Raw genomic sequence first — 13,333 nt, 5'->3', positions numbered from 1 at the left:
GAGGATCCCATGCGTCGAACTCCCCTTGTCCTGGCCCTGCTGATGGCGCTGTCAGCCTGTGGCCAGACCGGCCCGCTCTACCTGCCCGAGTCTGAGCCTGTGCAGGACAACGCCCCCGCCGCCGAGGCAGAGAACGCCCCGGAAGAGGAGGTTTCTTCCGAGGCATCGAACGTCGAGTAACTACCCAAGATCATCAGGAAAAGGGAACTTCGTGGATCATTTTAACTACCGTGACGGCCAGCTCTGGGCCGAATCTGTGCCGGTGGCCGAGCTGGCCCGTCAGCACGGCACGCCCTGCTACATCTACTCCCGCGCCACCATTGAGCGTCATTACCGGGCTTTTACCGAGGCGGTGGGTAACCATCCGCACCTGATCTGTTACGCGGTCAAGGCCAACTCCAACCTGGCGATCCTCAACCTGCTGGCACGACTGGGCAGTGGCTTCGACATCGTCTCCGGCGGTGAGCTGGCCCGCGTGCTGGAAGCGGGGGGCGATCCGGCCAAGGTGGTGTTCTCCGGGGTGGGCAAAACCTCCGCCGAGATCCGCGCTGCCCTGGAGGCGGGGATCTACTGCTTTAACGTGGAGTCGGAGCCAGAGTTGGCACGTATCAACAGGGTGGCGGGGGAGATGGGCCGCACTGCCCCCATATCTATCCGGGTCAACCCGGATGTGGATGCGGGCACCCATCCCTATATCTCCACCGGGCTGAAGGAGAACAAGTTCGGGATCCCTATGACGGAGGCGGAGCGGGTTTACCAGGTCGCAGTGTCGCTGCCCCACCTGGAGGTGAAGGGGGTTGATTGCCATATTGGTAGCCAACTGACCACCCTGCCGCCCTTTATCGATGCGCTGGATCGCCTGCTGGCACTGGTGGATCGCCTGTCGGCCCAGGGAATAACGCTGACCCACCTGGATGTGGGGGGCGGCCTCGGGGTCAGCTATGACGAGGAGAAGCCGCCACTGCCGGCGGAGTATGCCGCCGCCCTGCGGGCCAAGATCGGCGACCGGCCCCAAACCCTGATCCTGGAACCGGGCCGGGCGATCATGGCCAATGCCGGGATCCTGGTCACCGAAGTTGAGTTCCTCAAGCATGGCGAAGAGAAGCACTTTGCCATCGTCGACGCGGCGATGAACGATCTGCTCAGGCCCAGCCTTTACGGCGCCTGGCAGCAGATTGTTCCCGTTATCCGTCGCTCCGGCCCCGAGCGCCACTACGACGTGGTGGGCCCGGTGTGTGAGACCGGCGACTTCCTCGGTAAGGAGCGCGCCCTGACCCTGGAGCCTGGGGATTTTCTGGCGGTGCGCAGTGCCGGCGCCTATGGCTTCACCATGGCTTCCAACTACAACAGCCGCCCCCGTGCCGCCGAGGTTTTGGTGGATGGCGAAAACGCCTATCTGGTGCGGGCTCGTGAGCGGGTGGAACAGTTGTGGCAAGGCGAGCGTCTGTTGCCGTAGACTAGGGCCAATAGGGAAAGTTTAAGGCGATAATTTTGATACAGTTTTCCAAGATGCACGGGCTGGGCAACGACTTTATGGTGGTGGATGGGGTGACCCAGAACCTCTACCTGTCGCCGGAAGCCATCCGTCGTCTGGCCGATCGCCACACCGGGATCGGGTTCGACCAGCTGTTGCTGGTGGAGCCCCCTTACGACCCGGATCTCGACTTTCATTACCGCATATTCAATGCCGATGGTAGCGAGGTGGAGCAGTGTGGCAATGGTGCCCGCTGCTTCGCCCGGTTTGTTCGCAACAAGGGATTGGTCAACCGCAACGTGGTGACCGTCTCCACCCAGCGCGGCAACCTGACCCTCAAGCTCGAGGGTGAGGATCGGGTGCAGGTGGACATGGGGGTGCCGGACTTCACCCCCTCTGCGCTGCCGTTTCGGGCCAACAAGCCGGAGAAGAACTACCTGCTGCTGACCGAGCAGCAAACCGTATTGGCCGGGGCGGTCTCCGTGGGCAATCCGCACTGCGTGCTCCAGGTGGACGACGTTGAGTCGGCCCCGGTGGCGACGCTGGGCCCCTTGCTGGAGCGACATGAGCGTTTTCCCAAGGGGGTCAACGTGGGCTTTATGCAGGTGCTCAGTCGCGACCATATCCGTCTTCGGGTGTTCGAGCGTGGTGTCGGAGAGACCCGCGCCTGCGGCACCGGGGCCTGTGCTGCCGTGGTGATCGGCCAGCACCAGGGGCTGCTGGGTCAAAACGTTCGGGTGGATCTGCCCGGCGGCAGCCTGCAGATCCGCTGGGAGGGCGAGGGCAAACCGGTTTTGATGACCGGGCCCGCGACCCATGTGTACGATGGGCAGATAGAGCTATGAGCCAGGACAGCTTCCCAGCTATCCAGGAGCTTGACCCCCTGCTGGTGCAGGAGTACCTGCAGGACCACCCGGAGTTCTTTGTCGAACATCCGGAACTGCTGGCGACCTTGCGGATCCCCCACCGGGATCGCGGTGCTATCTCTCTGGTGGAGCGGCAACAGGGGGTGCTGCGGGAGCGGGTCAACCAGTTGGAGGAGGAGATCACCGCGTTGCTGACGGTGGCCGCTCGAAACGAAGAGATCTACCGATTTTACAGTGAGTTGCTTTTTGACCTGCTGGCCCTGGAGAGCCTGGACGAGGTGCAGCAGGCCTTGGCGAGCCGGTTGCGGGCACAGTTCCGCTTCACCCGGGTTCGACTGATGGTTGCCACGGCCCCCGGCAGCTTTGCAGAGGCGGATGTGGCGTCGCTACTGAAGCGTCGTCTCGATGGTCGTGGTTACTACCTGGGGCGTCTTCCGGCTCAGGAAGCATTGGGGCTGGTGGGGATCGAAACCGGTTCCGTGGCCCTGGTTGGCCTGGGCGAACCGGGCCGATGGAGCGGGTTGTTGGCTATCGCTTCGCATGATCCCAGCCACTTTGTGCCGGAGATGGGCACCATGCTGCTGGACCAGCTAAAGCAGTTGCTCAGCTTCCGCCTGCAGCATCGACAGGGTTGATGGTCGATGAAGAGGGCGGTCGACCGCTTCCTTCGCTACCTCGATAGCGAGCGCCAATACTCCCCCCATACCCAGAGCAACTACGGCCGCGAGCTGGATCGCTGCCTGCCGCTGTTGCAGGAGCAGGGCGTGACGCAGTGGACCCAATTACAGACTCAGCATGTCGAGGCGGTTCTGGCGAAGCTGCATCGCCAGGGCCTCTCCCCCCGCTCCCTCTCTCTGACCCTGTCAGCGCTGCGCCAGATGGTGCGCTTCCTGCAACGTGAGGGGGCGCTCAAGCGGGACCCGACCCACCATCTGCAGGCGCCGAAACAGGCCCGCCCGCTGCCAAAAAACCTGGATACGGACCAGCTCCATCGCCTCTTGGAGATCGATGAAACCGATCCCCTGGCGGTGCGCGACAGGGCGATGATGGAGCTTTTCTACTCCTCCGGCTTACGGCTTGAGGAGCTGGTAGGCCTGGATCTGAATCGGCTGGATCGCCAAGGCGGCACGGTGCGAGTCCTGGGGAAGGGGGCCAAGGAGCGGGTGGTGCCGGTGGCGGGGATGGCCCGGCGCTGGCTGGAGCGTTACCTCGGTTTGCGCCCGATGCTGTTGAAGGCGCCCTCTGAGGCGCTGTTTCTCTCCCGGCGGGGGACGCGGTTGAGTCGCCGCAGCGTCCAGCAGCGGCTGGCCCAGTGGGGACAGAAGCAGGGACTGGATGCCCGGGTGCACCCCCACAAACTGCGTCACAGTTTCGCAACCCATATGCTCGAGTCCAGTGGCGATCTGCGGGCGGTCCAGGAGCTGCTGGGCCACGCCAACCTCAGCACCACCCAGATCTACACCCACCTGGATTTCCAGCATCTGGCGGCGGTGTACGACAGCGCCCACCCAAGGGCCAAGAAGAAGCCGGACGAGTAAACGTCAGCGGCTTATCCCGCTTGAAGCACCAGGTAGGAGATAAAGCCCAGCCAGCTGAGCGCCAGCAGGATCCAGGGCAGGGGAGGGGTGTTCCTGTTTTCCGTGCGGGCTTTCTGGGTCGGAGCGGTTTCCTCCGCTTCCACCGTCCGGGCCTTGGCTTTCTGTTCCTGTTTCTTCGCCCTGTCGGCGGCCCGAGCCCGGGCCTTCTGCTGTTTCTTGTACTCGAAGATCCCCTTCTCGATCCCCTTGGCGATCAGCTTGGTCTGCTCTTTGGTCTGGCCCGGCTTCTGGGTCGCCTTGGCGATCTTCATCGCTTCCGCGACCACCTCCGGGGAGTAGGTTTGACTGGGCTTGGCCATGGTGTCCTGTTGTTATCGTGATATGTGGGGCCAGTGTAGCGAAAAAGGATGGAAAAACGGGGGGAATTCCTGCTGAGTGCCGGTTCGGTAGCCAGCAGTCTGACGGTTTACCCCTTGCCGCAGTGACCCGTTGGCGCCAGACTGGCACCACGCCGTCATGGCGATGAGGAGGAAGTCGATGCCGTTTTATCGCCGCCTGCAGCCGGTGCGGGCCCTGAGTTTTGATCTGGATGACACCCTTTATGACAATCTGCCGGTGCTGCGTAGGGCGGAACAGCGTCTCGGTGACTTCCTGGCCAAGGCGCACCCGACCCTGGCGACGGTGACCGCCGAACATTGGCAACAGCACAAGCAGAGTGTGCTTATGGAGCGGCCCCAGTTGCGCCACTGCAGCACCGAGTGGCGCCGTCATGCCCTCAGCAGTGGACTGGCAGCCCTGGGGTGGGATGAGGGGCGGGCGGCAGCACTGGCGGACGAGGCGCTCGAGCATTTCCTGCATTGGCGCAGTGAGATCCGGGTGCCGGCGGCGACACTGGTGCTGCTTCGGGACCTGGCCAAGCGTTATCCCCTAGCGGTGATCAGCAACGGCAATGCGGACGTGGCGCGCTTTATGACGGAGATCCCCTTCGCCGCTGTGCTTCGAGCGGGCCCGGATGGGCCGCAGAAGCCGGCGCCGGACCTGTTCTGGCGCTGCTGCGAGCAGCTGGCGATCACGCCGTCGCAGCTGCTGCATGTGGGGGATCACCCGGAAACGGACGTGGCGGGTGCGGTGGCGGCCGGTTGCCAGGCGATCTGGCTCAACCCCCGCCCCGATGGGCGTCCCCGTCCCCCCGGAACCTCGCTTCCCACCGCCACCATCGCTTCGCTGGAGGCGCTGCGACTGATGCTCTAGGGCGCGGATCTGGCCGCGCCAGCCTGATATACTGGCCCCCTTTTGATTAGCCGAAGGGGCCCCCACGACATGTCCAGCTCTGCCCTGCTCGATACCCTCAACGACAAACAGCGTGCCGCGGTGGAGTCGCCGCCGGGCGCAACGCTGGTACTGGCGGGCGCCGGCTCCGGTAAGACCCGGGTGCTGACCCACCGTATCGCCTGGTTGTTGCAGGAGCAGGGGGAGAGCCCCTACGCCATTCTTGCGGTGACCTTCACCAACAAGGCGGCGGCGGAGATGCGCTCCCGGATCGAGGAGCTGGTTCGGGGGCCGGTGGGGCGGATGTGGATCGGCACCTTCCACGGTTTGGCGCACCGCCTGCTGCGCGCTCACCATACCGAAGCCAAGCTGCCGGAAGGGTTTCAGATCCTCGATGCGGATGACCAGCTGCGATTGCTCAAGCGGATCATCCGCAGCCTGGAGCTGGACGAGAAGCGCTGGCCGCCCCGCCAGGCGATGGGTTACATCAATGCGAAGAAGGATGAGGGACTGAGGCCGCAGCACATCGATGCGGGCTTTCACCCGGTGGAGAAGACCTATCTGAAGATCTACCAGGCCTACCAGGAGGCCTGTGACCGGGCCGGCCTGGTGGACTTCGCCGAACTGCTGCTGCGGGCCCATGAACTCTGGCTCAATCATCCTGCCCTGCTGCGCCACTATCAACAGCGCTTCCGCCATATGCTGGTGGACGAGTTCCAGGATACCAACGCCATCCAGTACGCCTGGGTTAGGATGCTGGCGGGTGAGCACGCCAACATCATGATCGTCGGCGATGATGACCAGTCCATCTATGGCTGGCGGGGCGCCAAGGTGGAGAACCTGCAGCAGTTTCTGCACGACTTTCCCGGCGCCACCACGGTGCGGCTGGAACAGAACTACCGCTCCAGCGGCACCATCCTCAATGCGGCCAATGCCCTGATCGGCCATAACAGCGAGCGGATGGGCAAGGAGCTGTGGACGGAGGACTCCGAGGGGGAGGCGATCAGCCTCTACAGCGCCTTCAACGAGCTGGAGGAGGCGCGCTACATCGTCGGGCGGATCCAGCAGCACCTGGAGGAAGGGGGCAAGCTGTCTGAGTGCGCCATCCTCTACCGCTCCAACGCCCAGTCGCGGGTGCTGGAGGAGGCGCTGCTGCATCGCAGTGTGCCCTACCGGATCTACGGCGGCCTGCGCTTCTTCGAGCGCCAGGAGATCAAGGACGCCCTGGGCTACCTGCGTGTTATTGCCAATCGCGATGATGACGCCGCCTTCGAGCGGATCATCAACACCCCGACCCGGGGGATCGGCGACCGCACCGTGGAGATCATTCGCCAGACCGCCCGCAGCGAAGGGATCACCCTTTGGCGCGCCTGTCAGCGACTGCTGACCGAGTCCGGCCTGGCCGGGCGGGCTGCCTCGGCGGTGAAGCGCTTCATGGAGCTGATTGCCCAGCTGGAGGCGGAAACCGAAACCTACACCCTGAAGAACCAGACCGACCATGTGATCCAGCATTCCGGCCTGCTGGCGATGTACCAGGCGGAGAAGGGGGAGAAGGCGGAAGCCCGGGTGGAGAACCTTAAGGAGCTGGTGACCGCGGCGGGGTCCTTCGTCAAGGCGGAGGAGGCGGAGGAGATGGACGACCTCAATGCATTCCTGGCGAATGCGGCGCTGGAGGCCGGCGAGCGTCAGGCTGGGGAATCGGAGGATGCGGTGCAGTTGATGACCCTGCACACCGCCAAGGGGCTGGAGTTTCCTTTGGTCTTCATGTGCGGGGTGGAGGAGGGGCTGTTTCCCAGCCAGATGGCGCTGGATGAAGGCAACCGGTTGGAGGAGGAGCGTCGGCTCTGTTACGTCGGCATCACCCGGGCGATGAAGAAGCTTTATATCACCTACGCCGAAAGCCGTCGGATCTACGGCAAAGAGACCCTGGCCCGGGCCAGTCGTTTTATTCAGGAGATCCCCCAGCAGTACCTGGAAGAGGTGCGCTTATCGACGTCGGTGGCAACCCCTCGCCAGTACAATCGCTTTAACCAGGCGGAGCAGAAGTTTAACGAGACCGGCTTTGCTTTGGGCCAGCGCGTACATCATCCCAAGTTCGGGGATGGGGTGATCATCAACTATGAAGGGTCCGGCCCCCAGAGTCGGGTCCAGGTGGCGTTCGATGGTCAGGGGGTGAAGTGGTTGGTGGTGGCCTATGCACGCCTGGAGGCGCGATAAGTTGCTCTGGCGTAGGTTGCTGCCAAGCGAAGCACGGCGCAACACAGCCTCAGTTCGGTTGATCGCACTCTAGGGTGTTGGGCCGCGCAGGCTTGGCCCAACCTACCGGTAAGGAGTGCTTTTGCCCCGTGGCCATAAAGCCCGCTCATTCGAGCGGGCGTTATCGTTTTAGCCGTGTGTTGTTACTGCGCCGGCGCATAGCCGCGGCTGGTGTCCGGACCGGCGCGCCATTCATCCAGGTACTGCCGGGGGCTGCGGGTGTAGCCGGCGTGCTGGAAGCTTTCGACGAAATCCCGCTTGACCTGCTCCGCGGTGCACTCATCCAGGTCCCGCACCAGCAGGAGGAACTCATGCTGCCGGGTCTGCTCCTTGGCGATCATGGCGTCGAGCTTGGCGTCCCACTGGCGTGCGGTCATGGAAAACTCTTTGCGATCGTGATTGATAAATAAGCCGACGATGAAGTTCTGGGTCATGGCGATCCCTCCTTGATCGGTGAACTTTTCTTCAGATTAGTCCATCTTGCCACGGATCTTCGAGCCGCCAACCGTCGCCTTGGTTATGGTCCGATGCAAGTTTGGCTATGGCGCTTCTCGAACCTGTCCGCCTCTCGCAGTGAACAGAGCCCTGTCTGCCCCGCTGCCACCCGCCAGACCCTCTCGGAATGGGGTGTTCCCTCATACCAGCATCGCTTCAATGCCGACCGCTCGGGGTAATCTGTGCGCTGCCGCAACAGAAAATGATCGTGGTAAGAACTATTCGCGTTCCTCCCCTCCGGAGGTCGGCAGTGTGACAATTTGTCCCGCTGAAACCTTGAGCAGATAGGAAGTCGCGGGGCCACCGGCCGCTGCGATCCTCCAGACACCCCAGCTTGCCGCCATCGCCTTGAGAGAAAGGTGAGGCAGATCACAAATCGCCCTCATGACTGGCCCAATCTGCACCATTTTCAGGGGGGGGGATCAATCTGTTAACACCTTCGGTGTTGTCTCGATATATACGGAGTAACTGCTTGATAACCGTGGTTGATCCGTATCAAAAATGTGCGCGATCTGACCCTGCAGCACGGGTCAATAGAGATCTGGATCACGTTTTCAGTTGGGTGGTTATGGAGAATGCGTGCGGCCAAGTACTCAATCAACGGCATTGAGTCGTGCTCCGGATCCGACCTCGGATCCCGGAGGCCGATTCGGCAATGGACCGGTTGTACGGTCCGCTATGAGGAGATGAGATGAAATCCACCAAGACCAACCTGGAGCGCCGTGGGCTGCTCAAGGCAATGGCGATGGCCCCGGTCGCCGGGGCTGCCGTGGCTGCCGCTCCTGCGACTGCCAGCACCACTGCCGTGGCTGCTGACAAGCAGGGTTACCGTGAAACTGACCACGTACGTCGCTACTACGCGTCGCTGCGCGGCGAATAAGGCAGGAGACCATCATGAAGCTGACTCAAAAGTCGACTGAAGTGAAAGCGGGTGCCCTGGGCCTGAGCCGTCGTCAGTTCTTGAAAAATGCCGGTGTGACCACCGGTGGGATCGCCGCCGCTTCCATGCTGGGTACCGGCATGGTCAAGAAAGCGGAAGCGGCAACCGCGACCGCATCCGGCCCGGTTGAAGTGAAGCGCACCATCTGTTCCCACTGTGCCGTGGGCTGTGGCGTTTACGCTGAGGTGCAAAACGGTGTCTGGACTGGCCAGGAGCCGGCGTTCGACCATCCGTTCAACGGCGGTGGCCACTGTGCCAAAGGTGCCGGCCTGCGCTACCACACCCACTCCCATAAGCGGGTGAAATACCCGATGAAGCTGGAAGGGGGCAAGTGGAAGAAGCTGTCCTGGGAAACCGCCATCGCCGAGATCGGTGACAAGATGGAGGAGATCCGCCAGACCTCAGGTCCGGATTCGGTCTACTTCATGGGCTCCGCCAAGTTCAGCAACGAAGCGGCGTACATGTACCGCAAGCTGGCGGCCATGTGGGGCACCAACAACGTTGACCACTCCGCCCGGATCTGTCACTCCACCACGGTGGCCGGTGTGGCCAACACCTGGGGCTACGGTGCGCAGACCAACTCCTTTAACGATATCCGCAACGCCAAAAACATCTTCCTGATCGGGGCCAACCCGGCAGAGGCGCACCCGGTTGCCATGCAGCACATCCTGACTGCAAAAGAGCGCGGTGCCACCATTACTGTTGCTGATCCTCGTTTCTCCCGCACCGCCGCGCACGCCGATGTGCACCTGCCGTTGCGCCCGGGTACCGATATCCCGCTGGTGTACGGCCTGATGTGGCACATCTTCGAGAACGGCTGGGAAGACAAAGAGTTCATCAATGCCCGAGTTTGGGGTGTTGAGAAGATCCGTGAAGAAGCCAAGCGTTGGACCCCGGAAGAGGTGGAGAACGTCACCGGCGTTTCTCGCGATGCCGTTTATGCTGCTGCCAAGCACATGGCCCAACATCGCCCGGGCACCGTGATCTGGTGTATGGGTGGTACCCAGCACACCGTGGGTAACGGTAACACCCGCGTTTACTCCATCCTGCAGCTGGTTCTGGGCAACATGGGTGTTCAGGGCGGTGGTACCAACATCTTCCGTGGCCACGACAACGTTCAGGGCGCCACCGATATGGGCCTGCTGTTCGACAACCTGCCCGGTTACTACGGCGTCGCTACCGGTGCCTGGCAGCACTGGTCCCGTGTCTGGGAACTGCCGTTTGAGCAAGTAAAAGGCCGCTTCGACCAGAACCAGTACCTGGGTCGTGATCCTATGACCACCCCGGGCATGCCGTGCTCTCGCTGGCACGACGGTGTACTGGAAGACAAGACCAAGCTGGCTCAGAAAGACAACCTGCGCCTGGCCTTCTTCTGGGGTCAGTCGGTGAACACCGAAACCCGTCAGATGGAAGTGCGTGACGCTTTGGACAAGCTGGAAACCGTGGTTGTGGTTGACCCTTACCCGACCATCGCCGGTGTTGCCCACCGTCGCAGCGACGGCGTTTACCTGTTGCCTGCTGCCACCGTGTTCGAAGGGGAAGGTTCCGTCAACAACTCCGGTCGCTCCGTACAGTGGCGTCAGCAGGTTGTTGAGCCGATGTTCGAGTCCAAGGACGACCTGGAGATCATGTATCGCCTGGCCAAGCACGTTGGCATCGCCGACGCCTGGACCAAGAACATCGCCGTGATCGATAACAAGCCGAGCCCGGATGACATCATGCGCGAGTACGCCCGCGGCATGCGCTCCATCGGCTTCACCGGCTGGTCTCCGGAGCGGGTTAAGGCTCACACCATGAACTGGGGTGATTTCTCCCGCGAAACGCTGGAGGCCCCGGGTGGCATCAACAAGGGTGAGACCTACGGTCTGCCGTGGCCCTGCTGGGGCACTCCGGAGCAGAAGCACCCGGGCACCCAGATCCTCTACCGGACCGATCGCAACGTAAACCAGGGCGGTGGTAACTTCCGTGCCCGCTTCGGTGTTGAGTACGAGGGTGAAAGCATCCTGGCGGACAACTCCGCGTCCAAAGATGCCGAGATCCAGGACGGCTTCCCGCAGTTCGATGACCAGCTGCTCAAGCAACTGGGCTGGTGGGATGAGCTGACCGACGAGGAGAAGAAACTCGCCGAAGGTCGCACCTGGTCTACTGACCTCGGTGGTGGCATCGTGCGCGTGGCCCTGGCCCACAACATGATCCCCTACGGTAACGCCAAGGCGCGCTGTCGCGTCTGGACCTTCCCGGATGAGATCCCGACTCACCGTGAGCCGCTGTACACCCCGCGTCGCGATCTGATCGCCAAGTACCCGACCCACGATGACATGCAGGTACACCGTCTGCCGACCCTGTTCAAGTCCATCCAGGACAAAGTGATCAGCGACAACCTGGATAAGAAGTACCCACTGGCGGTCACTTCCGGTCGTCTGGTGGAGTACGAGGGTGGTGGTGAAGAGTCCCGTTCCAACCCCTGGTTGGCGGAGCTGCAGCAGGAGATGTTCGTTGAGATCAACCCTGCCGATGCCACCGACCGCGGTATTCGCAACGGCGACGACGTCTGGCTGGAGGGCGCCGAAGGGGGTCGCATCCTGATCAAGGCGCTGGTTACCCCACGGGTTCTGCCTGGCCAGACCTGGATGCCGTTCCACTTTGCCGGTGTGATGCACGGCGAAGAGCTGCAATACCCCGAGTCCGACGGTGTCAGCACCAAGCCATACGTTGTGGGCGAGTCCGCCAACACTGCGTTGACCTATGGCTACGACCCGGTAACCCAGATGCAGGAGACCAAAGCGTCCCTGTGTCAGATCGAGAAAGCGTAAGGTAGGAGATAACCCTCATGGCTACCATGAAATTTATGTGCGACACCAAGCGCTGTATCGAGTGTAACGGTTGTGTTGTTGCTTGTAAGAACGAGAACGAAACCGCCCTTGAGTGGGGCATCCAGCGTCGCCGTGTGGTGACCATCAACGATGGTCAGCCTGGCGAAGCCTCCATCTCAGTGGCGTGCATGCACTGTGATGATGCGCCCTGCATGAAGGTGTGTCCGGCCAATGTCTTCAGCAAGACCGAAGATGGCATCGTGCTGCACGACAAGGATCGCTGCATCGGTTGTGGCTACTGCCTGTATGCCTGCCCCTTTGGTGCGCCCCAGTTCCCGAAAAAATCCGCCTTTGGCGGCAAGGGCAAGATGGACAAGTGCACCTTCTGTGCCGGTGGTCCGAACACCGAGGCGGGCTCCGCCGAGGAGAAGGCCAAGTACGGTGCCAACCGTATCGCCGAAGGCAAGCTGCCGATGTGTGCCGAGCTGTGTGCGACTAAGGCGCTGCTGGCCGGGGATGCGGGCATGGTGTCCGACATCTACCGTGAGCGTGTCGTGGGCCGTGGCCACCCGGCTGCTGGCTGGGAGAAGTAAGTCGTCTTGAGGCCACCAGGCCTCATCGACGATGCGTTGGCGAGCCGGCTGTGTCTGGCTCGCCTCTTTGAGGAGTCACTATGACCTTTAAAGCATTACAACCGCTGGCCCTGCTGGCGGCCTTGCTGTTCAGCGGTTTTGCCCTGGCCAACGGGGGCGAGATCGCTCCGCAGGCCGGCAATCCGACCGAAATGGTCTGGCAGGCCGCGCAGCAAGGGGTTGAGGGTTACACCACCTCCCAGAGTGAGTTCCATCCCCAGTTGATCAACAGCTACGACCTGCAGATGCTGGATTGGCGCAACGACTGGCTCTCCTATGGCCTGTTCGCGGCCCTGTTTGGCATGATCGTGGTGTTTATCGCTTTCACTGTGGTAAACGGTCCCTCCAAGCTGAGCAAGGGGTTCTCCGGCAAGATGGTTAACCGCTGGTCCAAGGCGGACGTGGCCATTCACTGGCTGGGGGCGATCCCCTGCATGCTGTTGATCCTCTCGGGGCTGGTGCTGCTGTCTGGTAAGGTGCTGATTGAGCCTGCGCTTGGCACAGGTGCCTTTGCCGGCATGGCCAGCGCTGCCAAGCTGATCCACGACTACATGGCCATTCCCTTTATGATCGGCTGGCTGCTGATGAGCGTGAAGTGGGCTAAGAACCAGATCCCGGCCAAGTACGACCTGGACTGGTTCATGGTCGTCGGTGGTTACATCAATTTCGGGCCGTTCAAGGGCAAGCACCCGCACTCCGGGTTTGCCAATGCCGGTGAGAAGATGTGGTTCTGGACCTTAGTCCTGTTCGGCGCCGTATTGTCCGTAACCGGTACCATCCTGCTGTTCCCGAACCTGGTCGAACCCAGTCGGGCCCTGAGCCTGACGGTACTGCTGGTACACGCCGGAGCGGCCATCGTCATCTGTGCCTTTGCCATCGTTCATATCTTTATGACAACGGTGCTGTCCGAAGGGGCCATGGAGTGCATGGTGAGTGGCTACTGTGATGAGAACTGGGCCATTCAGCACCACGACCTCTGGTATGACGAGATCAAGGCCAACGGCACGCTGAAGTACATGGAGAAGTAAGTCTCCCACTTCAGGGGATCTG

General features: G+C 62.0%; 13 protein-coding genes. 11 read left to right on the top strand and 2 right to left on the bottom strand.

The annotated features are described in order from the left end of the window. Nucleotides 1–9 precede the first annotated feature (9 nt). From lptM to xerC, 5 genes are read left to right on the top strand one after another with little or no spacing between them, the layout of a single operon-like run. On the top strand, nucleotides 10–180 hold the full coding sequence (gene lptM / locus ABD997_RS02090) for an LPS translocon maturation chaperone LptM (protein ID WP_345315355.1): 171 nt from the start codon (nucleotides 10–12) through the stop codon (nucleotides 178–180). Between the two features lie 31 nt (nucleotides 181–211). Next, nucleotides 212–1,456 carry a diaminopimelate decarboxylase gene (gene lysA, locus ABD997_RS02085; protein ID WP_345315354.1) on the top strand — a complete coding sequence of 415 codons (1,245 nt, stop codon included), beginning with the start codon at nucleotides 212–214 and terminating at the stop codon, nucleotides 1,454–1,456. 35 nt (nucleotides 1,457–1,491) lie between these two features. Continuing rightward, complete coding sequence (gene dapF / locus ABD997_RS02080) at nucleotides 1,492–2,319, top strand: diaminopimelate epimerase (RefSeq protein ID WP_345315353.1); 828 nt, start codon at nucleotides 1,492–1,494, stop codon at nucleotides 2,317–2,319. Next, nucleotides 2,316–2,975, top strand: coding sequence for a DUF484 family protein (locus tag ABD997_RS02075; RefSeq protein ID WP_345315352.1), 660 nt, complete (start codon nucleotides 2,316–2,318; stop codon nucleotides 2,973–2,975). Before dapF ends, ABD997_RS02075 begins: the two co-directional genes overlap by 4 nt. 6 nt (nucleotides 2,976–2,981) lie before the next feature. Then, complete coding sequence (gene xerC / locus ABD997_RS02070; RefSeq protein ID WP_345315351.1) at nucleotides 2,982–3,878, top strand: tyrosine recombinase XerC; 897 nt, start codon at nucleotides 2,982–2,984, stop codon at nucleotides 3,876–3,878. Nucleotides 3,879–3,889: 11 nt separating this feature from the next. Here the strand turns inward: xerC and ABD997_RS02065 are convergent, their stop codons facing one another. Next, nucleotides 3,890–4,237 (bottom strand): DUF2956 domain-containing protein, encoded by a 348-nt coding sequence (locus tag ABD997_RS02065; RefSeq protein ID WP_345315350.1) that lies wholly within the window; start codon nucleotides 4,235–4,237, stop codon nucleotides 3,890–3,892. A 178-nt stretch (nucleotides 4,238–4,415) separates the two neighbouring features. Between ABD997_RS02065 and ABD997_RS02060 the strand changes: the two genes are divergently transcribed. Further along, nucleotides 4,416–5,129: an HAD-IA family hydrolase gene (locus ABD997_RS02060; RefSeq protein ID WP_345315349.1), complete on the top strand. Its 714-nt coding sequence runs from the start codon at nucleotides 4,416–4,418 to the stop codon at nucleotides 5,127–5,129. A gap of 69 nt (nucleotides 5,130–5,198) precedes the next feature. After that, nucleotides 5,199–7,364 carry a DNA helicase II gene (uvrD, locus tag ABD997_RS02055; RefSeq protein WP_345315348.1) on the top strand — a complete coding sequence of 722 codons (2,166 nt, stop codon included), beginning with the start codon at nucleotides 5,199–5,201 and terminating at the stop codon, nucleotides 7,362–7,364. A gap of 182 nt (nucleotides 7,365–7,546) precedes the next feature. Here uvrD and ABD997_RS02050 read toward each other — a convergent pair whose 3' ends face one another. Further along, nucleotides 7,547–7,837 (bottom strand): hypothetical protein, encoded by a 291-nt coding sequence (locus ABD997_RS02050; protein WP_345315347.1) that lies wholly within the window; start codon nucleotides 7,835–7,837, stop codon nucleotides 7,547–7,549. A gap of 752 nt (nucleotides 7,838–8,589) precedes the next feature. On the opposite strand from ABD997_RS02050, the gene ABD997_RS02045 reads away from it, so the two are divergent. From ABD997_RS02045 to ABD997_RS02030, 4 genes are all read left to right on the top strand, one after another. Next, nucleotides 8,590–8,778 (top strand): formate dehydrogenase, encoded by a 189-nt coding sequence (locus ABD997_RS02045; RefSeq protein WP_345315346.1) that lies wholly within the window; start codon nucleotides 8,590–8,592, stop codon nucleotides 8,776–8,778. A gap of 14 nt (nucleotides 8,779–8,792) precedes the next feature. Continuing rightward, entirely contained in the window at nucleotides 8,793–11,651 is a 2,859-nt protein-coding gene (locus ABD997_RS02040) for a formate dehydrogenase subunit alpha (RefSeq protein WP_345315345.1), read from the top strand. A 17-nt stretch (nucleotides 11,652–11,668) separates the two neighbouring features. Beyond that, a complete protein-coding gene (fdh3B, locus tag ABD997_RS02035; protein WP_345315344.1) occupies nucleotides 11,669–12,244 on the top strand; it encodes a formate dehydrogenase FDH3 subunit beta in 576 nt (191 codons plus the stop codon). Nucleotides 12,245–12,324: 80 nt separating this feature from the next. After that, nucleotides 12,325–13,311 (top strand): formate dehydrogenase subunit gamma, encoded by a 987-nt coding sequence (locus ABD997_RS02030; RefSeq protein ID WP_345315343.1) that lies wholly within the window; start codon nucleotides 12,325–12,327, stop codon nucleotides 13,309–13,311. Nucleotides 13,312–13,333 lie beyond the last annotated feature (22 nt).

Source organism: Ferrimonas gelatinilytica (assembly GCF_039544205.1).
GTDB classification, from domain to species: Bacteria; Pseudomonadota; Gammaproteobacteria; order Enterobacterales; family Shewanellaceae; genus Ferrimonas; species Ferrimonas gelatinilytica.
This window is presented reverse-complemented; position numbering and strand designations above follow the sequence as displayed.

Excerpts from the sequence above, each read along its gene's own strand:
- lptM (WP_345315355.1), top strand. The coding sequence starts at position 10 with ATGCGTCGAACTCCCCTTGTCCTGGCCCTGCTGATGGCGCTGTCAGCC.
- ABD997_RS02065 (WP_345315350.1), bottom strand. The coding sequence starts at position 4,237 with ATGGCCAAGCCCAGTCAAACCTACTCCCCGGAGGTGGTCGCGGAAGCG.
- ABD997_RS02030 (WP_345315343.1), top strand. The coding sequence starts at position 12,325 with ATGACCTTTAAAGCATTACAACCGCTGGCCCTGCTGGCGGCCTTGCTG.
- uvrD (WP_345315348.1), top strand. The coding sequence starts at position 5,199 with ATGTCCAGCTCTGCCCTGCTCGATACCCTCAACGACAAACAGCGTGCC.
- ABD997_RS02060 (WP_345315349.1), top strand. The coding sequence starts at position 4,416 with ATGCCGTTTTATCGCCGCCTGCAGCCGGTGCGGGCCCTGAGTTTTGAT.
- ABD997_RS02050 (WP_345315347.1), bottom strand. The coding sequence starts at position 7,837 with ATGACCCAGAACTTCATCGTCGGCTTATTTATCAATCACGATCGCAAA.
- fdh3B (WP_345315344.1), top strand. The coding sequence starts at position 11,669 with ATGGCTACCATGAAATTTATGTGCGACACCAAGCGCTGTATCGAGTGT.
- ABD997_RS02075 (WP_345315352.1), top strand. The coding sequence starts at position 2,316 with ATGAGCCAGGACAGCTTCCCAGCTATCCAGGAGCTTGACCCCCTGCTG.
- ABD997_RS02040 (WP_345315345.1), top strand. The coding sequence starts at position 8,793 with ATGAAGCTGACTCAAAAGTCGACTGAAGTGAAAGCGGGTGCCCTGGGC.
- ABD997_RS02045 (WP_345315346.1), top strand. The coding sequence starts at position 8,590 with ATGAAATCCACCAAGACCAACCTGGAGCGCCGTGGGCTGCTCAAGGCA.
- xerC (WP_345315351.1), top strand. The coding sequence starts at position 2,982 with ATGAAGAGGGCGGTCGACCGCTTCCTTCGCTACCTCGATAGCGAGCGC.